This window comes from Streptomyces sp. NPDC048331 (assembly GCF_043201215.1).
Lineage (GTDB): Bacteria > Actinomycetota > Actinomycetes > Streptomycetales > Streptomycetaceae > Streptomyces.
In genome coordinates this window covers 1-20,691 of record NZ_JBICYT010000007.1, presented here as the reverse complement: position 1 = coordinate 20,691, position 20,691 = coordinate 1, and the positions used below count along the sequence as shown (strand labels likewise).

At 74.1% G+C, this 20,691-nt stretch carries 12 protein-coding genes; 6 read left to right on the top strand and 6 right to left on the bottom strand.

The window, feature by feature from the left end; translation table 11 throughout:
• Positions 1–118 precede the first annotated feature (118 nt).
• Both lhgO and ACGFYY_RS13035 read right to left on the bottom strand, forming a co-directional pair.
• The gene (gene lhgO / locus ACGFYY_RS13040) at positions 119–1,351 is read right to left on the bottom strand and encodes an L-2-hydroxyglutarate oxidase (RefSeq protein WP_393708976.1); all 1,233 of its coding nucleotides are present in this window, start codon (positions 1,349–1,351) and stop codon (positions 119–121) included.
• 44 nt (positions 1,352–1,395) lie between these two features.
• Positions 1,396–3,204, bottom strand: a complete 1,809-nt coding sequence (locus ACGFYY_RS13035; protein WP_393708974.1) for a sporulation protein — start codon at positions 3,202–3,204, stop codon at positions 1,396–1,398.
• Between the two features lie 649 nt (positions 3,205–3,853).
• Here ACGFYY_RS13035 and ACGFYY_RS13030 point away from each other — a divergent pair.
• Positions 3,854–6,091, top strand: a complete 2,238-nt coding sequence (locus ACGFYY_RS13030) for an asparagine synthase-related protein (protein WP_393708972.1) — start codon at positions 3,854–3,856, stop codon at positions 6,089–6,091.
• Positions 6,092–6,109: 18 nt separating this feature from the next.
• On the opposite strand, the gene ACGFYY_RS13025 is transcribed toward ACGFYY_RS13030, so the two are convergent.
• Positions 6,110–7,486, bottom strand: a complete 1,377-nt coding sequence (locus ACGFYY_RS13025) for an MFS transporter (protein ID WP_393708970.1) — start codon at positions 7,484–7,486, stop codon at positions 6,110–6,112.
• A gap of 162 nt (positions 7,487–7,648) precedes the next feature.
• Here ACGFYY_RS13025 and ACGFYY_RS13020 point away from each other — a divergent pair, with 162 nt between their 5' ends.
• The gene (locus ACGFYY_RS13020) at positions 7,649–8,155 is read left to right on the top strand and encodes a MarR family transcriptional regulator (protein WP_365266031.1); all 507 of its coding nucleotides are present in this window, start codon (positions 7,649–7,651) and stop codon (positions 8,153–8,155) included.
• Positions 8,156–8,204: 49 nt separating this feature from the next.
• Positions 8,205–11,570 carry a BTAD domain-containing putative transcriptional regulator gene (locus ACGFYY_RS13015; RefSeq protein ID WP_393708967.1) on the top strand — a complete coding sequence of 1,122 codons (3,366 nt, stop codon included), beginning with the start codon at positions 8,205–8,207 and terminating at the stop codon, positions 11,568–11,570.
• Here ACGFYY_RS13015 and ACGFYY_RS13010 read toward each other — a convergent pair.
• A complete protein-coding gene (locus ACGFYY_RS13010) occupies positions 11,557–13,572 on the bottom strand; it encodes a sigma-70 family RNA polymerase sigma factor (protein ID WP_393708965.1) in 2,016 nt (671 codons plus the stop codon). The two genes, ACGFYY_RS13015 and ACGFYY_RS13010, sit on opposite strands and share 14 nt — an antisense overlap.
• A gap of 150 nt (positions 13,573–13,722) precedes the next feature.
• Positions 13,723–14,496 carry a helix-turn-helix domain-containing protein gene (locus tag ACGFYY_RS13005; RefSeq protein WP_365280921.1) on the bottom strand — a complete coding sequence of 258 codons (774 nt, stop codon included), beginning with the start codon at positions 14,494–14,496 and terminating at the stop codon, positions 13,723–13,725.
• 338 nt (positions 14,497–14,834) lie between these two features.
• On the opposite strand from ACGFYY_RS13005, the gene ACGFYY_RS13000 reads away from it, so the two are divergent.
• Both ACGFYY_RS13000 and ACGFYY_RS12995 read left to right on the top strand, forming a co-directional pair.
• Positions 14,835–16,253, top strand: coding sequence for an NAD(P)/FAD-dependent oxidoreductase (locus ACGFYY_RS13000; protein WP_365280924.1), 1,419 nt, complete (start codon positions 14,835–14,837; stop codon positions 16,251–16,253).
• 135 nt (positions 16,254–16,388) lie between these two features.
• Positions 16,389–18,212, top strand: a complete 1,824-nt coding sequence (locus ACGFYY_RS12995) for a SpoIIE family protein phosphatase (RefSeq protein WP_393709265.1) — start codon at positions 16,389–16,391, stop codon at positions 18,210–18,212.
• Positions 18,213–18,300: 88 nt separating this feature from the next.
• Here ACGFYY_RS12995 and ACGFYY_RS12990 read toward each other — a convergent pair whose 3' ends face one another.
• Positions 18,301–19,602: an MFS transporter gene (locus tag ACGFYY_RS12990; protein WP_393709263.1), complete on the bottom strand. Its 1,302-nt coding sequence runs from the start codon at positions 19,600–19,602 to the stop codon at positions 18,301–18,303.
• A gap of 125 nt (positions 19,603–19,727) precedes the next feature.
• On the opposite strand from ACGFYY_RS12990, the gene ACGFYY_RS12985 reads away from it, so the two are divergent.
• The gene (locus tag ACGFYY_RS12985; protein ID WP_030774675.1) at positions 19,728–20,264 is read left to right on the top strand and encodes a MarR family winged helix-turn-helix transcriptional regulator; all 537 of its coding nucleotides are present in this window, start codon (positions 19,728–19,730) and stop codon (positions 20,262–20,264) included.
• Positions 20,265–20,691: the final 427 nt, after the last annotated feature.

Below are 20,691 nucleotides of genomic sequence, written 5' to 3'. Positions count from 1 at the left end.
GCGCCGCCCGGGGGGCGGGGCGCGGGGGTAGCCGCGCACGCCCCCCCACGCCGTAGAGACCCCGGGGGGGGGGCCCGGCGCCGCCGCCGGGGCCGCCCCGCCACCCCCGAAATGCTGCTCAGGCCGAGCCGAGGGTCCGCAGCGCGCGGGTGGCGATCTCCCGGCCGATCGGCAGGGAGGCGGTCGCGGCGGGCGAGGGGGCGTTGAGGACGTGGACCGTGCGCGGGGCGTCACGGATCAGGAAGTCGTCCACCAGGGTGCCGTCGCGCAGCACGGCCTGGGCGCGGACCCCGGCCGCGGCGGGGTGCAGGTCGGCGGCGGTGACGGCCGGCAGCAGGCGTCGGACCGCCCCGGTGAAGGCCTGCTTGGACAGCGAGCGGTGGATCTCGCCCGTCCCGTACCGCCAGTGCCGTGCGGCCATCCGCCAGGATCCCGGCCAGGCGAGCTCGTCCGCGATGTCCCGGGGCCGCACCGTCGACCAGCCGTATCCCTCGCGGGCCAGCGCGGGCACGGCGTTGGGTCCGACGTGGACGCCGCCGCCGATGCCCCGGGTCAGGTGCACCCCGAGGAAGGGGAACGCCGGGTCCGGCACCGGGTAGACCAGGCCGCGGACCAGGTCCGGCCGCGCCAGGTCGTAGTACTCGCCGCGGAAGGGGATGATCCGCATGCCCGGGTCGTCCCCGGCGAGGCGGGCGATCCGGTCGCACTGGAGGCCCGCGCAGTTCACCAGCACCCGCGCCCTGACCACCAGGCCCGAGGTGGTGCGCACGGCCACGGCCGAGGGGCGCCGGGAGATCAGGTCCACGGCGCCGCCGTAGACGATCTCCGCGCCCGAGGACTCCGCGAGCTGAGCGCTCACCTGCCCGTAGTCGACGATCCCGGTGCTGCCGACATGGATCGCCGCGAGCCCGCGCACCTCCGGCTCGTACTCCGTGATCTGCGCCGGGCCGAGCTCGCGCACCGGAATGCCGTTCTCCCGACCGCGCTGGACCAGGGCGTGCAGCCGCGGCAGCTCCTCACGCTCCGTGGCGACGATCAACTTGCCCGTCACCTCGTGGGCGATGCCGTGCTCCGCGCAGAACTTGACCATCTCGGCCGCCCCGCTCACCGCGAAGCGCGCCTTCAGGGAACCCGGGCGGTAGTAGATCCCGCTGTGGATCACCCCGCTGTTGCGACCCGTCTGGTGCCGGGCCGGACCCGACTCCTTCTCCAGGACCACGACCCTGGTCCCCGGAGCCAGGCGCGCCACGGCATGCGCCGTCGACAGGCCGACGATTCCGCCGCCGATCACCAGCACATCGCAGTCCACGCCGCCACCCACGCTGACACCTCCCACCCCTGCATACTGCACCCCGGCACCGACAACCCGGCCACGCGGCCCCCGGAAGACAGGTCCTACGCCTGCGCCACCAACAGCGGTCGGGCCCGCTCCCGCAGCTCCGCCACCCGCGGCTCGTCCCCGTACGGTTCCAGGCGGTGCAGCAGGTCCCGTACGTATTCGGTCGTCCGCGCCGAGGAGATCCTCCCCGCCACCTCCACCGCCCGGGTGCCCGCCGCGCACGCCGCGTCCAGATTGCCCGACTCCAGCTCGGCGACCGCGCTCACCACCAGCCGCAGCCCGTGCGACCGTACGTACTCCTCGGTGGGCCGCGACAGCGCCTGCTCGGTGAACCGCCGTACCTGCCGCGGCAGTTTCAGATCCCGGTAGCATTCTGCGGCATCTGCCGCGAAACGGTCGTAGGAGTAGAAACCCAGCCAGGTCGGATCCGGATCGCCCCCCCGGGAACGCTCCAGCCAGCCCTCCGCGGCCCGCAGCGCCGCCCCGGCGGCCGTCGAATCGCCCGCCTTCGCGTGCGCCCGCGCTTCGACCAGTCGGAAGAAACTCATGGTGCGGGCGGTGGCGAGACCCCGGTTGCGCTCGACGGCCGCCTGCGCGAGGTCCACCCCCTCGTCGGGGAAGTCCCGGTAGGTCGCCTGCAGCGACATCGAGGCCAGCACGTAGCCGCCGAGCGGTACGTCGGCGGCCGCGCGGGCCAGCCGAAGCGCCTGGATGTAGTAGCGCTGGGCCGCTTCCTGCTGACCGGTGTCGAAGGCCATCCACCCGGCGAGCCGGGTCAGTTCGGCGGTCGCGCCGAACAGCGCGCGGCCCACCTCGTCCGTGTAGGAGCCGAGCAGCAGCGGCGCCGCGTCCACCCGCAGGCACTCGGGCACCATCGACGAACGCCAGTCCCCGCCGCCGTACTTGGAGTCCCAGCGGCGCGCGTCCTCCGCCGCCTCGCGCAGCTTCGTCACATCGCTGTGGCCCACGCGCTGGCCGTGGTCGCGCGGCGTTTCGGGTCCGGGCTGGGCGGGCACAACCGTGGACGGCGGGCCTGTCGCCGGTCCCGTCATCGGGCCTGCCAGACCTGTCATCGGGCCGGTCGTGCGGCCGTCCGGGGAGGACCGGGGGCCTGCCGCCGTCGCCTCGCGCGCCGGTCCGTCGTGAGCCGAGGGGGTCGCTGATACGGGGCTCTGGACCATGGAATGCCGTGCCGCGGGGTCGAGCGCCGCGGAGGTGCCGGCGGTCGGGTCGTCGGCCGTCGTGTCGTCGGTCGCCGCCGGGGTGCCGGTGGTCGGAGCGCCGCTTGCCGTCGCTCCGGTCGCCGTGGGGCCGGTCGCCGTGGAGGCGGGCGTCGTCGCGCCCGGCGGCGTAGCGCCCGGCGTGAGGTGCGGGGTCCGGCTGCCCGCCGGCTCCCGGGCCACCGAGCTGTCGGCGGGAGATATCAGCCAGCGCGAGGCCGGCGTCGCGTACGCCGCCACGGAGAACGACCCCGCGAGCGACTGCCAGATCCCGCCACCGCCCCGTCGCCCGGCGAGGTCGAGCCGGTAGAGGTCGGTGGCCGAGCGCACCGCCGCGCCGACGTCGCGCGGGAAGGCCAGCCCGACCTCGGGCGCGGGGTCCGCGTCCGCCAGCCCGATCTCGTGCAGCGGCACCGGCCGACCCAGCTTCGCGCCGATCGCGGCGGCGATCAGATGGGGAGCGGCGCCCTGGGGCACCATCCCCTTGGACACCCACCGGGCCACCGACGTCTTGTCGTACCGAAGCGTCAGGCCGCGCTGTGCGCCGAGGTCGTTGACCCGCCGGGCCAGCCCGGCGTTGCTGATGCCCGCGAGGGCGAGGACGGCGCCGAGCTTCTCATTGGGCTCGCGGAGCTCCCTGGACATGCGCCACCCCTCGTCACACGCGGAACGCAGACGCCGCCGGGGCATAGGCGCCCGGCATTTCGTAAACCCAGCGTAGTTCCCCGCCTCCCAAGCGTTAAGGCCCTTACTTCCGTATGGCGGGATTGTTGTCCGTTTGCACAGTCCGCCCCGGGCCCGGCGCCGGGGCGCACGTGTCAGCGCGTGCTCCGCCCGTGTGGCCGTGCGCCCGCCCGTGCGCTCTGGCCGGTCCCCGGACCCGGCGATTCGATGTGCGGTGCGTGGGTCGGCCCGCCGCCTGACCGGGCGGGTCGGGGGACGCCGCTGCCTCAATCCCCGCGGGTGGCGGAACGGTCCGGGGGGTGGATGACGCCCTCCGGACCGCGCCCCCGCGTCGGGCGCCGGCGACCCGTGACGGCGCGTGACGGCCCGTGAAAGCTCCTCCGGCGGCCGAAGAATGGCTGAAAGCGACCTATGGGGCGGGGGGAACGGAACGTCAAATACCGAGTTGCCGGGGCGTGTTCGTTTGCGTGTGCGCCCCCTTTAACCACTCTCGCACGCCTGTCCCGTGGCAGCATGGACCCCGAGCCACCCGGGGTCCCGCGGCCGCGCCCTCAGCGCTGTCCGTGCTGCCTGTGCCCCGGTCATGTGCCCACGGGCTGGGGAGGCGGCGGTGCGCTGGTTGGTGGGTTGGAGCAGTATCGCCGCGAGCTTCGGCACGGCCGGAAGGGTCTCCGACCACCACCCCGGTCAGGCCTCCGGCCAGGGCGGATACGGCCAGGGCGGATACGGCCACGGCGACGGCCGCCACGGCGACGGCGGTGCGCCCCTGCGCGGCGGCCTCGCCGACGCCGCCCATCCGGACGACCCGGGCGCGGACGCGGAACGCACCGTCCAACCCGTCGGCGCCCAGCTGCTCTGGGGAGACCCCGATCCCCTCTGGGCCGTCGGTGACTGGCGCCCCGACGAGATCCGCACGCTCACCGCCGATCCCGCCGACCCCTTCACCCGCCTCGCGGTCCTCGGCTGCTGCGGCGCGACCGACGCCGAACTGCGCCGCGCCCTCTACGCCGCCCGCGGCGGCGCGCTGCGCCACCTCACCCAGTGGTCCGGCAGCTACACCGCCGTCGTCCAGGCCGGCCGCCGCATCACCGTCGTCGGCGACCTCGCGGGCGCCCGGCCCGTCTTCTACACCCCCTGGGCGAGCGGTACGGCCTACGCCACCGCCGCCCTCCCGCTCGCCGACCTCATCGAGGCGCAGCTCGACATCGGCCATCTCGCCGCCCTGCTGGCCTGCCCGGACAGTCCCGAGGCGCTGGGCGACGGCACACCGTACGCCGGGGTGCGGCGCATCCCGCCCGGGCACGCGCTGATCCTGCGGGAGGGCTCCCGCGAGATCACCGGCTACGAGCAGGTCGCCTCGCTCGCCGTGGCCGCGCCCGAGGCCGATGCCGAGCGCGCGGTGGAGGGCGTACGGGAAGCGTTGGTGGATGCCGTGCGCGCCCGGCTCACGGCTCCGCGGCATGCTCCCGACGTACTGCCGCCGTACGATCCCGGCCCCGTGCCCGGAATGGGCCCCGCCGATCGGCGTGCCGCCCGTGGCGCTCCGGCCCCCGGGGTGGGCGCCGACCTGTCCGGCGGCAGCGCCTCCGCCACGCTGGCGCTGCTGGCGGCCGGTCTGCCGGGGGCGCCGGGCAGCCTGCTGAGTCCGGCCGGGGCGCGGCTGCTGGCCGTCACCTTCAACGACCTGGCCACCCCGCGGGGGCGTGAGGCCGAGCTGGAACGGGCCCGGGCCATCGCGGCCGACCCGCGCCTGCACCACGTCGTGGTGGCCGCCGCCGCGGAAGCCCTCCCGTACGCCGAACTCGACGGCCCGCTGACCGACGAACCCGGCCCCTCCCTCGTCTTCGCCGCCCGCGAGCGGCGCCGACTGGCGGCCGGCTCGGCCGACCACTTCACCGGCCACGGCGCCCGCCAGGTCCTCGACGCCCATCCGGCCCGCATGGCCGACCTCCTGATGGACCGCCGGCGCCGGCACCTGCTGCGCCCGGTGGCGGCGCTGGCCCGTTCGGCGTCCGCCGCCGGAGCCTCCGGGGAGTCCCTGCTGGTGCCGCTCACCGTGTACTCGGCGGCCCGAAGACTTGCCCGTACGTCGTACCGCGCGGGCATGGAAGCCGCCGCGGCCCGGCTCCGCGAGGGCGGGGTCACCGAGAGATCCACCGGTCCGGTGGACGCTTCCCTCGCCGCCCTGACCTGGTCCCGCCCGGGACCGGCGGCGGGCTGGCTCACGGGGGAGGCGCTGGCGGAAGTATCGATCCGTCTGACGGTCGCGGCCGGCCGGCCACCGTTGTCGCTGCGCCCGGGGGAGGCCCGCGCCCGCTCGCTGCTCGCCCGCCACGCGGCCGACCACCGGGTCTTCGAGCAGGCAGTGGAGGTCCGCAGCCAGCGGTTGCACGCCCCCTTCCTGGACAACCAGGTCGTCCGGGCCGCCCGCGCCCTGCCCGAGTCCCTGCGGGTCCAGCCCGGGGCCCGCGCCGCGATCCTGCGCACCGTCCTGTCCTCGGCGGGGGTGCGCGAGTTCCCGCCGGGCTGGGGTGTCACCGACCGGGAGCCGAACGAGACGGCGACCCGGCTGGGGCTGCGCGCCGCGCTGAGCGGCCTGCTGGACCTGTTCGAGTCGCCGTTGCTCGCGGACGCCGGGCTGATCGAGGCCCGGGTCGTGCGCCAGGCCCTGCTCGACGCGGCGGACGGGCGCCCGGTCCCGCTGGACGGGCTGGCGGAGCTGGTCTCGATGGAGCTGTGGCTCGGCCGTCTGTTGGCCCGGCGCGGCACCTGCTGGACGGGTACCTCCGCGGCGCGGCGCCGGGCGGTGCCCGAGGGAGTCCCCGTGCACCGCCCGGCGCTGTCCTGACGGTCCGGCGACCCCGGCTCAGGCGGCGAGCACCAGGGCGGTCGCGACGGCCGGGCCGAAGGCCCCGCCCAGCTGGTAGCAGAGGGCGAACAGGCCGATGGCCGTGGGGCGCTGGGGGTCGGGGGCGCTCGACGCGGCGTGCATCGACAGCACCGCGTTGGCCCCGGTCGCCGCGAAGGTCCCGCCCAGGGTGGCGACCAGCAGCAGCGGGCCCCAGCTCGCGAACACCGTGATCACCGCCGCCGCCGCGCCGACCCCGACGAGCACCGAGCGAACGGCCGCCCGGCTCATGCGCGCGGAGGCCGCGGCCAACAGCCAGGAGAGCGCGGATCCGGTGAGCAGCGCCACGAGCTGACCGGTGCCCGCGGTGCCGGCGTCCCAGCCGGCCCGGTCGGCGAGCAGCCGGGGCACGGAGAACAGCAGGGTGAAGTACGAGCCCGAGAGCGCGAGCGCGAGCAGCGCGGAGCCGAGGAAGAGCGGCTTGCGGATCAGCGCGGCCGGGACGAACCCGTCGGGGCGGCGGCGTACGTGGAGCGCGAGCAGCGTTGCCGCGACGGCCGAGGAGCCGAGGGCGACGGTCGGCGCGTGGGGCAGCAGGACCAGGGCGGTGGCGAACACCGTCAGCAGCGCCGCGCCGCGGGCGTCGAACCGGCCCTGCGGTGTGGCCGGCGGGGTCGCCGCGGTCGCCCGGGTCGTCGTGGCCGCCGTAGTCGTCGTGGCCGCCGTAGTCCTCGTGGCGGGCGCGTACCGGCTCACCACGGGTATCGCCAGGACCGCGATCACGGAGACGGAGAGCGAGAGGCGCCACGAGACGGTGTGCGCGAGCTGTGCGCCGAGGAGCGGGCCGGACGCGCCGAGGATCCCGAAGCCGGCGCTGATCACGCCCATCCGCCGGGCCGAGCCGGCCAGGGTCATGGCGACCGCCGCGAGGCCCGCGCCACCGGCGGCCTGCGCGGCGCGCCCGGTGAGGGTGAGCGGCAGCCAGGGGGACGCGGCGACGAGGAGGGTGCCACCGAGGAGGAGGGCGCCGGCCAGGCGGAGCGTGGTCCGCATGCCCCGGCGGCGGAGCAGTCCGGCCAGCAGGGGGGTGCCGACGGCCATGGCCCAGGCGTAGGAGGCGACGAGCCAGGTGGCGGTCGAGCCGCTCACCCCGAGGGAGCGGGCCATGTCCGGAAGGATCAGCACGGGGGCGTTGGCGCCGGCGGCCAGGGGGGTGGCCAGCAGTGCCAGCCACAGGGCGGGAACGGGGCCGACGCGGTGGCGGGACGCGGCGCGCGCTTCGGTGGCGACCGGGGCGGCGGCAGCGGGGGTGGCACGGGTGGCGGCAGCGGCAGCGGGGGGAGCGGCGGTCGTGGTGGTCGAGGTGGTCGCGGTCATGGTCGTGTTCGTCGTCATGTGTGGCGCCCGGTCCAATCCATCTCAAGGCTGAGAATCTCAACGTTAAGATAAAAGCAGCCACTCATCTCAACGTCAAGTGTCTCAACGTTGAGATATCTTGATGTCGTGGTGCACAGGACGCGAGAGATGCGAGAGACGCGAGCGATGGAGGAACAGCGCATGAGCGACGCAGTGGACGCGATCGTCGACCAGTGGACGGCGGAGCGCCCCGATCTGGCGGCAGGCCTGTGGCCGGTGGAGGTGGTGGCCCGTATCCAGCGGATGACCCGTGTCATCGACAAGCAGCAGAAGGCCTTCGCGGCCGCGCACGACCTGGAGGTGGGCGAGCTCGACATCCTCTTCACCCTCTGCCGCTCCGGCCCCCCGTACGCGCTGACCGCCGGCGCCCTCATCCCGGCCGCCATGGTCACCTCCGGCGCGATCACCAACCGCATCGACCGCATGGAGGCCAAAGGCCTGGTCGAGCGGGTGCGCGACGGTCAGGACCGCCGCACCGTGCGGATCCGGCTGACCGAACAGAGCCTCGCGCTGACGCAGTTGATGATCACCGAGCATCTGCGCGGCTACGCGGAACTGCTCGCCCCGCTGGACCCCGCCACCTGCGCCACGATCGCCCAGGCCCTGCGCACGCTCCTGGAGACCAACGGGGACACCTCGATCACCTGACGTACGGGCGGGCGCACCGCTGCCCCAACAGGCCGTGCAGAATTGCCCGGTGCGGTATCTCATCCTCGGCGTCACGGAGGCGCGCGACGAGAGCGGCGCCCCTCTTCCCATGGGCGGCGCCCGCTTGCGCGCGCTCCTCGCCGCCCTCGCCCTCCGGGCCGGCCGCCCGGCTTCCGTCGCCGAACTCGTCGACGACGTCTGGGGCGACGACCCGCCTCACGACGCCCCCGCCGCCCTGCAGGCGCTCGTCGCCCGGCTCCGCCGCGCCCTCGGCGGCCGGGACACCGTCCGCTCCGTCCCCACCGGCGGCTACCTCCTGGCCGCCGCCCGCGACGACATCGACCTGCACCTTTTCGACCGGCTGGCGGTCCAGGGCGGCCAGGAACTGGCCACCGACCCGGCCGCAGCCTCCCGCACCCTGCGCACCGCCCTCGCCCTCTGGCGCGGACCCGCCCTCGCCGACCTGCCCGAGTCCGCCCGCGCCTCCCATGCGGCCGTCGCCGAGGCACGCCGCTCCGGCGCCCTCCGGCAGCGCATCGAGGCGGACCTGCGCTGCGGCGCCACCGCTCCCGCGGCACTCCTGCCGGAGATCGAGATGCTGGTCCAGGAGTCTCCGTACGACGAGACGCTCCGAGCGCAGCAGCTCCGTGCCCTGCGCGCCGCCGGGCGCCCGGCCGAGGCCCTCGCCGCGTACGAGGACACGCGCCGCGCCCTCGCCGACGGCCTCGGCACCGACCCGGGCCCCGAACTCGCCGCCCTGCACGCGGAACTCCTGCGGCCCCGGCCCCTGCCCCTGCCGCCGCGGTCACGGCGCGAGCTTCCCGGAGACGCCGGTACTCCGGAGACCCCGGAGACCCCGGAGGCCCCGGAGGCCCCGGAGGCCCCGAGGATCCCGGAGGCCCCGAGGATCCCGGAGGCCCCGAGGATCCCGGAGGCACCCGAGGTCCCCCGCGGGAATCTCCGGCCCCGCCTGACCTCGTTCGTCGGCCGCGAACCCGAACTGGCCGCCCTCCGCGGCGACCTGGCCCGGCTGCGCCTCGTCACCCTCACCGGCCCGGGCGGTTCCGGGAAGACCCGCCTCGCCGAGCACGCCGCCGCGGCCCACCCCGAAGCCGGCTGGATCGTCGAACTCGCCCGTCTGGACCAGCCCGCCGCCGTTCCCGGCGCCGTCCTCAGCGCCCTCGGCCTGCGGGAGAGCTCCCTCGTCGCCCGCGAGGCCCCGACCCCGGCCGCCGCCGACCCCACCACCCGCCTCGTCGAACACTGCGCCCACCGCCGTCTGCTGCTCATCCTCGACAACTGCGAGCACGTGATCGGCGCCGCCGCCGAGCTCGCCGAGCGGCTCCTCACACACTGCCCCGGCGTACGGATCCTGGCCACCAGCCGCGAACCCCTCGGTGTCCCGGGGGAGACCGTCCGCCCCGTCGAGCCCCTGCCGCCCGACCCCGCCCACCAGCTCTTCGCCGACCGCGGGGCCTCCGCCCGCCCCGGTTTCGGCCCCGCCGACGACCCGGCCGCCGTCGCCGAGATCTGCGCCCGTCTCGACGGGCTGCCGTTGGCGATCGAGCTGGCCGCGGCCCGGCTGCGGCTGCTCACGCCGCGCCAGATCGCCGACCGTCTCGACGACCGCTTCCGGCTCCTGACCGGCGGTGCCCGGACCGTGCTGCCGCGCCAGCAGACCCTGCGCGCCGTCGTCGACTGGTCCTGGGAGCTGCTCGACGAGGCCGAACGCACCGTCCTGCGCCGCCTGTCCGTCTTCGCCGGCGGCTGCGACCTGACCGCCGCCGAAGCCGTCTGCGCCGACCCCGCGGCACCGTACGACGCCGCCGACGTCCTCGGCTCCCTCGTCGACAAGTCCCTCGTCCTCGCCGAACCGGACCAGGAGCACGAGGGCCCCGGCGGCCCCGGCATGCGCTACCGCATGCTCGAAACCATCCACGAGTACGCCGCCGAACGCGCCGCCGCCCACCCCGCCGACGCCGTGGCCGCAGCCCGCCGCCACGCCGCCCACTACCTCGCCTTCGCCGAGGAGGCCGAGCCCCTGATGCGCTCCGCCGCCCAGCTCCCCTGGATCCGGCGCGTCGAGACCGAACTCGACAACCTCCGCGCGGCCCTCCGCACCAGCGCGGTCGAGGACGCCGACACCGAAGTGGCCCAGCGGCTCGTCTTCGCCCTGGGCTGGTTCTGGTGGCTGCGCAACTACCGCGCCGAAGGCGCCGAGTGGACCACCCGGACCCTCGCGCTCACCCCGGAGGTTCCCCAGGAGGGCACACCCACCTACTGGCCCTTCATGCGCCTGCTCGTCCTCGACATGTTCCTGCTCGCCGAGAGCAACTCCGCCGAGAAGTTCCGCACCTCCGAGTACCGGGACCTGGCCACCCGCATCAAGGAGACCTTCCGGCAGGGCTCCCCGGAGACCACCCGCTTCCCCGGGATGCTCTGGCCCGCGACGACCTTCCTCACCGACACCTCCCACGACTTCCACAGCGACCTCGACCGGTCCGTCGCCAACTGCCGCGTCCACGCCGGTGAATGGGAACTCGGCATCGTCCTCATGCTCCGCACCCACGTCGCCATCGACGTCACCGGCGGCCTCGCCGCCGTCGACGCCGACCTCGCCGAGCTGCACGAGATCGCCCACCGCGTCGGCGACCGCTGGACCCGCGCCCAGGTGGCGAGCGCCGCCGGGGAGATCGCGCTCTCGCGCGGCCGGTACACCGACGCCCGCGCCGAGTACGAGGAGTGCCTGCGCCTCGCCCGCGAGGTCGGGGCCATCGTGGAGGCGCCCTTCGCCATGGCCCGGATCGCCGAGACCGCCTACTGCGCCGGGAACCTCGACGACGCCGAGCAGCTCCTGGCGGAGGCCTTCGAGGAGTCCGACCGCTTCGGCGGGGTGTACGACGTCGCCACCTTCGCCGGGCTCCTCTCCGCACTCGTCGCCCTTCGGCGCGGTGACGCCGCCGGAGCCCGCAGGGAGTGCGACCGGGCCCGCGCCGAGGCCGAACGGATCACCGTGCCGGCCCAGCTCTCCGCCGGGCTGGACACCGTCGACGCCGTCCTGACCGGCCGCGAACAGGGGCCGGAGGCCGGGCTGGCCAGGATCGGGCCCGCGCTCTCCGCCGCCGTCGCCGCCCGCTGCGCCGAGCGCATCCTCGCCGGGATGGCCGAGGCGGCGGCCGTGCTGCTGGCCGACGCGGACCGGCCGGCCGAGGCCGTACGGTCCCTGGCGGCGGCCACCGCCTGGCGCGCGGGCCATCCGCGCTCGGTCCCGGAACGCGACGCGGTGGACGGCCTACCGGAGCGGACCCGCGCCCTGCTCGGCGCCGACCGTCACCGCCGGGAGCAGGCGGCCGGTGCGGCGCTCACCCCGACCGCGTTGGCCGCCCTACTGACGGCGGAGTTCAACGGCAGCTGAGCACGGCGTCCGCCCAGCTCGCCAGCGTCGGCAGACTGCCCCGCCCGGCTCGCTCGACCATCAGCCGCAGCGTCCTGCGCCCCTCGAGGGGGACCCGCACGGCTGCGGGCGGGTCCTCGTGGCCGAGGGCGGCGGACTGCCACAACCGTTCCCCGTCGGCGTACACGGAGAACCGCACCGCGCCGTCCGTGAACAGCGACAGGCCGTCCACCCCCGCCTGCGCCGAGAAGGTCGTGCACTGCCGGTTGAGGGTGATCTCCACCGAGGAGCGCGAGTTCACGGTGATGCCGTGCGCGAAGCGCCGGCCGCCCACCTCCAGCCCGTGGCGCTGCCACACCCAGCCGCTGCGCCAGGTCTGCACCTCCGGGCCGCTGTGGTCCCCGTAGACCGAGTGGGTGAGTCCGGCCAGCTGGAACCCCTGCGGCGGCTTCGGGGCCGGCGGCGTCGGCGAGGGCCGCTGCGGCGACGGCGTGGGCGAGGGCTGCTCCCGGCCGGTGGACGGCGGCGGCGACGGTGAGGGTACGGGGGCGGGAGCGGCGGAGGCCGGCGCCGAGGGCGTCGGTCGGGGCTGCGGGGCTACGGTGCCCTGCGCGGCCGACGGTTCCTGCGCGGGCGGATCCGGCTCGGCCGGGCCCGGGGAGGCCGCGGGAGCCTCGGGCGGCGACGGCACGGCGGGCGCCGCCGCACTGGGCGCGGCATGCACCCGGGCCCGCGGCTCGGTGTCGTCCCCGGCCAGCGCGAACACCACCCCGGCGGCCGCGGCCACCGCGATACCGGCGGCGATGGCCGCCTTGGCGGGCAGCCCGAGCCCTTCGGCGGCCACGGAACCCCCGGCCCCGCCGCCCGCTCCGGCCGCGCCACCCGTGGCCCCCGCCCCGGCGGCCGCGCCACCCGTGGCCCCGGCCGTGCCGGCCCCCGCGGTCGACCCGCCGGCGGCGGCCGCGGCGGCCCCGCCCACGGCGGCCCCGCCCGCGGCGACGGCTCCGCCGGCCAGGACCCCGGCGGCCTTGCCCGCGTACCCGGCGGCGAACCACCCGATGACCGCGACCGGAAGCAGCGCGGGAATGCCCGCGTTGACGTCCTGGAGCTCCCCGGCGGCCAGCCTGCACTTCACGCACTCCTCCAGATGCTTGCGGAGCCCCCGCTCCGCCCGCATCCGCAGTCCGCCGCGCGCATAGGCGCCCAGCCGGTCCGCGTATCGCGCGCAGTCGCCGCCCTCGCTCAGCGCCGAACTCACATGGGCCTGCAGATACGCCTGCTTGAGCCCTTCCCGCGCCCGACTGGCGAGCACGGCGGTGGCGTTGGCGCTCAGCCCGAACAGCGGCGCGATCGCACTCGGCGACGCCTCCTCGACGGTGGTGTGCCACAGCACGGCCTGCCACCGCTCGGGCAGACTCCGGAAGGCCTGCACGGCCAGCGACCGCTCGGCCTCGTGCATCGCCCGTACGTCCGCGCCGAGTTCGAGGGTGTCGTCCCCCGAGAGCCCGGACAGTCCCGAGAGCCCGGCCGCCCCGCCCTCCGTACCCGGGGAAGCCTGCTCGGCGAAGACGGCGAAGTCCTCGACGAGTTGTTCCCGCTTGGCGGTCTTCGCCCAGGCCGCGGCGACCCGACGCACGGTGGTCAGCAGATAGGCCCGCACCGACTGGTCCGGACCGGCCCCGCCCCGTACCGCTTGCAGGGTCCGCGCGAACACCTCGGCGGTCAGGTCGTCGGCGGTGTGCGCGTCCCGGCAGCAGGAGCGCGCGTAGCGGCGCACGGAATCGGCGTGCCGACGGAACAGCTCCTCGTACGCACCGTCGTCGCCGCCCCGCATCCGGGCGATCAAGTCCCCGTCGGAGGGCGGCAGCTCACCCCCGGTGCCTCCCGGTCCGGAAGAGCCCGAGGGGCGTGCGTGCCGCCCGCCCGGCTCGCGCTGGGCCGGCACCTGTCGGGCGGGCGAAGTGCCCGCCTCCACCTCGCTGCCGCCGCCACCGCGTGGCTCTTCCCGACCGTCAACGCTCATCGCGGAGACTCCCGCACGACACACTCAACCGGTACACCGGGCAAGCGTGTCACACGGGGGACGGGCGCCGAACCCCTCTGCGCGCCATCCACTCGTCCGGGCACATTCCGGCGAATCGCCCTAGCGGGTCCTCGCCGGCGCCCGCCGAGGTCACGCCGTCCGGGACCGCAGCCCTTCGAGCAGGATGTCGAGCAGCCGCGTCGAGGCCGCCGCCTGCTGCGCCGGGTCGGGCAGCGCGGGCGCCGCCGTCGCTATCACCAGCAGCACATCGGCCACCGTGACATCGGCACGCAGTTCACCGGCCTCCCGCGCCCGGTGCACCAGCCGGCCGACGACCTCGAGCAGCGCACCCGCGCCCGCGTCGTCCGAGGGCTCGTTCTCGACGGAACCGCGCGTGCCCACGACCCGCAGGTCGGGAGCGCCGGCGGCCGGGACGGCCTGCCGCTGCTGCGGAACCCGGGCGGCCTCCGCCTCCTCGGCCTCGTCCTCGACGGCCGAGCCGACCCGCAGGACCTGCGGCGGCAGCAGCCGCCCGGCGCCCGAGGCGACGGAGGTGCGCAGGAAGCGCGACAGCGCCTGCCACGGCTCCTCCTCCTGGCCCAGCGCGGCCGTGGCCTGCTCGGTCAGCCGGGCGGTCTCCTCCTCGGCTATGCGCCGCACGAGGACGTCCTTGCTCGGGAAGCGTCGGTACACGGTGCCGACACCGACCCGGGCGCGGCGAGCCACGTCCTCCATCGGAGCCCCGTAGCCCAGCTCGCCGAAGACCTCACGAGCCGCCCGCAGGACGTGCTCCAGGTTGCGCTGGGCATCGACGCGCAGCGGCGTGGACCGGCCCACACCGTGCGTGGTGCCGCCCGTCAGACCGCGCCCGTTGCTCTCGACCGAGAGCGCGGTCGCAGAACCATGGAAATCGGAAATGTTCATATGTATCCCCCGGTAATCATTTGTCTCCCCCCGGAGACACTCCCCGCCTTCACGTCGAGGGGGCCACGGTCTCGGGCCCGGTCCTACTCCTCGACGAGATACGAACATAGTTGAGCCAGAGTCAATTCAGAAGAGGCAGCCTCGGACGGAGCGCCGCCCGATCGGAGCATTCACCCCCACTTTTCCGTTCCGTGCCTCCGGAATCCCAGATTCCGCATGTCCTGACCTGCAGATTTTCGCCACAAGCTGACGTCCTCTTGCGCCCCACCCCAGCACTCACTCCGGTCACACAATTTGCCCGGCCTGTGGACAAACTCCCGGCCACGATGCGTCATGGGATGGTGAAGGCTGCTAACTCCCGGGGCACGGCCCCCGGTACCCCGCCCCGTACGCGCATCCTGATCGTCGGCGGCGGCTACGTCGGCATGTATACGGCGCTCCGCCTCCAGCAAAAGCTGAGAGCCGGCGAAGCCGAGGTCACGGTGGTCAGCGCCGAGCCCTACATGACGTACCAGCCCTTCCTCCCCGAAGCGGCCGCCGGCGCGATCTCGCCCCGTCACGTCGTCGTCCCGCTGCGCCGCGTCCTCGGCAAGTGCCGCATCGTCATCGGCGAGGCCGAGCGCATCGATCACGCGAAACGGACCGTGACCGTCAGCACCCTCGCCACCGCCGACGAGGGCACCGGCCCCATCGAGATGGAGTACGACGAACTCGTCCTCGCCCCGGGCTCCATCTCCCGCACCCTCCCCGTCCCGGGACTCGCCGACTACGGCATCGGGTTCAAGACGGTCGAAGAGGCCATCGGGCTGCGCAACCACGTCATCGAACAGATGGACATCGCCTCCTCCACCCGCGATCCCGCCCTCCGCGACGCCGCCCTCACCTTCGTCTTCGTCGGCGGCGGCTTCGCGGGCGTCGAAGCCCTCGGCGAACTGGAGGACATGGCCCGCTACGCCTCGCGGTACTACCACAACATCAAGCCCGAGGACATGAAATGGGTCCTCGTCGAAGCCAGCGACCGGATCCTCCCCGAGGTCGGCCCCGAGATGGGCGTCTACACGGTCCGCGAACTACGCCGCCGCAACATCGACGTACGTCTGGAGACCCGGCTCGAATCCTGCGAGAACCGCGTCGCCGTCCTCAGCGACGGCGCCCGCTTCCCCACCCGCACCGTCGTATGGACCGCAGGCGTCAAACCGCACCCCATCCTCGCCGCCTCCGACCTCCCCAAGAACGAACGCGGCCGCCTGGCCTGTACCTCCTTCCTCACCGTCGAAGGAGTCGAGCACGCCTGGGCCGCGGGCGACGCCGCCGCCGTCCCCGACATCACCGCGGCCGAGAAGGGCCGCGAATGCGCCCCCAACGCCCAGCACGCCGTCCGCCAGGCCAAGGTCCTCGCCGACAACCTCCTCGCGGCCCTGCGCGGCGAGGTCCTCACCGAGTACGCCCACAAGTACGCGGGCTCGGTGGCCTCGCTCGGCCTGCACCGGGGCGTCGCCCACATCTACGGCCGCAAGCTCAAGGCCTACCCGGCCTGGTTCATGCACCGTGCCTACCACCTCAGCCGCATCCCCAGCTTCAACCGCAAAATGCGCGTCCTCGCCGAATGGACCCTCGCCGGCCTCTTCAAGCGTGAGATCGTCTCCCTCGGATCCCTCGAACACCCCAGGGCAGAATTCGAACTGGCCGCAGGCGGCGGCCCCAAGCCCCCTCCTCCACCCCCCGCCCCCAACCCCCCGCAGAACGGCCAGGGCTGACGTTGTCAGTGCGGTCGGCCACACTGGACGTGTGACCATAGGTGCGCTCACCCCTGCACAGAGTGACATCGTCCAGTCAGCGACCGCCCACGAGCGACACAGCGACCACTCGCGACACCACGAGGCTTGAACGCAGTGAACTTCACGCGCTGGAGCGCCCGGTTTCCCGGAACGCAGCGCCGCGCCGCCGCCCGGTCCGAACACGCCGCCGCCCAGGCCAAGCGAGGTGAAGGCGCGGTCCCGGCGGCCCGCGGCGGCCGCGCCGACCCCGGAGCCGAGCGGTCCACGCCCGCCGACGGACACCCCGCCGACCCCACGGTCTCCGGGACCGGCAGCGGCGGCAGCGGTGGCGGCACCGGCACGCCTCCGTCCCCGACCCCGGACAGGTCCCCGGACACGTCCCCACCCCGGGGAACGGGCGTCCTCACCGCCGTGCCCACCCTCGACGAGCTCTCCGTACGCGAGGTCCTCGGCCGGCTCCCGGCCCTGGTCGCCCTCGTCCACGGCCCCGAGCACCGCGTCACCTACGTCAACGACGCCTACACCGCCGGCTTCGGAACCCGCACCCCCGGCGCCCCCGCGCACGAGGCCCTCCCCGAACTGGGCGAGCTCGGCCTCCTCCCGCTCCTCGACCAGGTCCAGCGCAGCGGCAAGTCCCGTACCGCCAAGAACCGCACCGCACCGGGCGGCGGCAACTCGTACACCGTCACCTGCACCCCCGTCGAGTTCCCCGCTTCCGACACCCAGGGCGAGCCCGACCCCCACCACACCGGCGTCCTGATCCACCTCGCCGACGTCACCGACCACGCCGAAGCCGTCGAGCGGCTCCGCGCCAGCGAACGCCGTCAGCGCGAGGCCGCCGTCACCCTCCAGCGCTCCCTCCTCCCCCAGGAGCTGGAACAGCCCGACGACCTCCGCGTCGCCGCCACCTACCAGCCCGGCGGCACCGAGGCCGCCGTCGGCGGAGACTGGTACGACGTCATCACCCTCGGCGCCGGCCGCACCGCCCTCGTCATCGGCGACGTCATGGGCCGCGGCGTGCGCGCCGCGGCCGTCATGGGCCAGCTGCGCACCGCCGTCCGCGCCTACGCCCGCCTCGACCTGCCCCCGCACGAGGTGCTCCAGCTCCTCGACGGCCTCGCCGCCGAGATCGACGCCAGCCAGATCGCCACCTGCGTCTACGCCGTCCACGACCCCAACGAGGGCCTGCTCGCGTACGCCTCCGCGGGCCACCTCCCGATCCTGGTCCGCGACGAGGACGGCACCGTACGCAGAGCCGCCGACCCCACCGGCCCACCGCTCGGCACCGGCGGCTGGCTGCACACCTCGGGCACCATCGCGCTCGGCCCCGGATCCACCGCCGTCCTCTACACCGACGGCCTGGTCGAACGCCGCGGCGAGGACATCGACGAGGGCGTCGCCGCCCTCGAACGCGCCCTCTCCGGCGCCCAGGGCACCCCGGCCGTCATCTGCGACCGCCTGATGCGCGCCCTCGGCGTGGACGCCGACCACGACGACGACGTCGCCGTGATGGTCCTCCAGCAGCCCGCCCGCACCGGATCGGACGCCGAGCTCTTCCACAACGCCGCCCTGGAACTCCTCGGCGGCATCGAGGCGGCCCCGCGCGCCCGCGCCTTCGCCCAGGGCGTCCTCGCCTCCTGGCGGTTCCCCGTCGAGCTCTGCGACCTCGGCGTGCTCGCCGCCAGCGAGCTCGTCGCGAACTCCCTCCAGCACGGCACGCCGCCCATGCGGCTGCGGCTGCGCCGCACCGACCGCCGGCTGATCATCGAGGTGACGGACGGGGACGACCACCTCCCGCGCCGCCGCCGCGCGGAACCGGCCGACGAGACCGGCCGCGGCATCTCGATCATCGCGACCATCGCCTCCGCCTGGGGCTCCCGCCGCACCCCGGGCGGCGGCAAGGCCGTCTGGTGCGAGTTCGCCCTGCCGGACAAGTAGCGGAACAGCGGAAAGCGGGAAGGCCCCGATCCACCCGGACCGGGGCCTTCCTGCTTTCCGCACATATATACGTACGGCCATACGGTTCCTACGCGTGCACGCGCTCCACGACGACGACCTCGGCGGCCACGTCGGCGACCGGACCGCCCTGCGCCACGACCCTGCTCGCCACCCACGGGTTGTCCTGCATCGGGCTCAGTCGCCTGCCGAGGCGCAGCGCGAGAGCGGCGATCCCCAGCGACACGAGCACGAAGACCCCGATGTAGAGCATCGGAACCCCGGCGCCGAGCGGCACCCCGAGCGGACCCAGCGCCAGCGCCATCTGCTTGACCAGCGCGAAGGCCGAGTTGTACTGACCCACCGAGCCCTCGGGCGCCAGGTCGGCCACCAGCGGGGCGAGGGTCGGCGAGAGCATGGCCTCGCCGATGCCGAAGAGCGCGTACGTGGTGATGAACGCGGCGGCGGCCATCATGGCGCTGCCGTGCCCCAGACCCGAGAACCCGGCGATGACCCACGCCACGGTCCAGATCAGCCCGACGAGCGCGATCACCCGCGACCGGCGGCGCTTCTCGACCAGCTTGAGGACGACGAACTGCGCGACGACGATCGCACCGGTGTTGGCGGCGAGCGCGAAACCGAGGGTCGAGGGGGAGATCCCGGCGGCCTCGGTACCGAAGGCGGCCAGACCCGACTCGAACTGTCCGTAGCAGGCGAAGAACACCACGAAGCCCAGCACGCACAGCTGCACCATGGCCTTGTGCCGGAGCAGCCGCTTCCAGCCGCTGCCGCCCGCTCGGGACGGGTCCTTCGGCATCGCGTCCTTGATCGTCGGTACCTGGGGCAGCCGCACGCTGAGGATGACGCCCGCCAGCACCAGGAACATCACGGCCTCGATGCCGAACAGCAGGGTGAAGCTGCCGGGCCGGTTCTCGTCGACGATCTGACCACCGAGCAGACCACCGATGCCGAGGCCCAGGTTCTGCATGAAGAACTGGAGGGCGAAGGCACGGGTCCGGGTGGACGGCGTGGAGCACCACACGATCATCGTGGCCAGCGCCGGCTGCATCACGGCCTGCCCGGCGCCGAGCGCCAGCGCCGACAGCAGGATGGGCACGATGCCGGTGGAGAGCCCGAGCGAGAGCGCCCCGACCGAGGCGGTGACGGCCGCACCGATGACCACGGGCACCGGACCGCGTCGGTCGATGACCCGACCGGTGAAGGGCAGCGCGACGAGAGCGCCGAGGGCGAAGGCCACGAACGCGCTCGTGGCGGCCATGGAACCCAGATCTCGCACCTGCGCCACATAGATGTAGAGGAACGGAACCGTGAAGCCGATGCCGAACGCGGTCAGCGCGTTCCCGGCCTGGATCCGCCGCATCGCGACGCCCATCACCTTGGTCACTTCTCACCTGCCTTTGAGACCTGAAGCCTGAAGACTTCATACCTAAACTTCAAGCCTTAACAGTACACATCGAAGGAGTTAGACGCCAACGAGCTCGTGCGATACTTCGACCCATGGGTGACACCCCCGACGGCACTGCGCCCGTCCACGAGCCGAGCCTCGACGAACAGATCGCCGTCTATCAGCGCGAGTTCCAGGACCTGGACCCCCAGGTCGAGAAGGTCGTCTCGGCACTGAGCCGCCTGAACCGCCGCATGAACGTCGCGTACGGACGTCAGACGGCGGCCCTGGGCATCAGCAACGCGGAGTGGGAGGTCCTCAAGGCCCTCGTCATCTCCGGCGCCCCCTATCGGATGGGCCCGAGCGAGCTGGCGAAGCAGCTGGGCCTCACGCCGGCGGCGATGACCCACCGGATCGACCGCATGACGGCGGAGGGCCTGGTCACCCGCGAGCGGGACGAGTCCAACAGGGTCCGCGTGATCGTGGAGCTCACCGACGAAGGCCGCAGCAAGTGGCTGGACGCGATGCGCGCGGCGACGGTCTTCGAGGAGGACCTCCTCCAGGACCTCTCCACCGCGGAGCGCGGGGTGCTCGGCGACATGCTCGCGCGCCTGCTGGACCGCGTGGAAGACCTCCAGTCCCCCAGCTGACCACCGGGGTTGACACGAGCCCCGCGGGTCCGTAAGGTTCTTCGAGTTGTCCCAGAGCCGGAAGGTTGTGGCGACAACAAATCCCGCCGCCTCGTTGCGGCATCCAACTCAGCACGATCTCCCACCGGGAACGAATTCGGCATGCCCGAATTTCTTTCCGAAGGCCGATTATGAATCGCCGGGGAAATCCACTAGAGTTCAGGAGTCGGAAGGGCCCAACAGCCCGGAAGACAAACCCCGCTGACTGGGGGTCAGGCCCGAAAGGATCTGATAGAGTCGGAAACGCAAGAACAGAACGAAAGCCCGGAGGAAAGCCCCAGCGGATGTCGCGGGGGTGAGTACGAAGGAAGCGTCCGTTCCTTGAGAACTCAACAGCGTGCCAAAAATCAACGCCAGAAGTTGATACCCCGTCCACTTCGGTGGATGA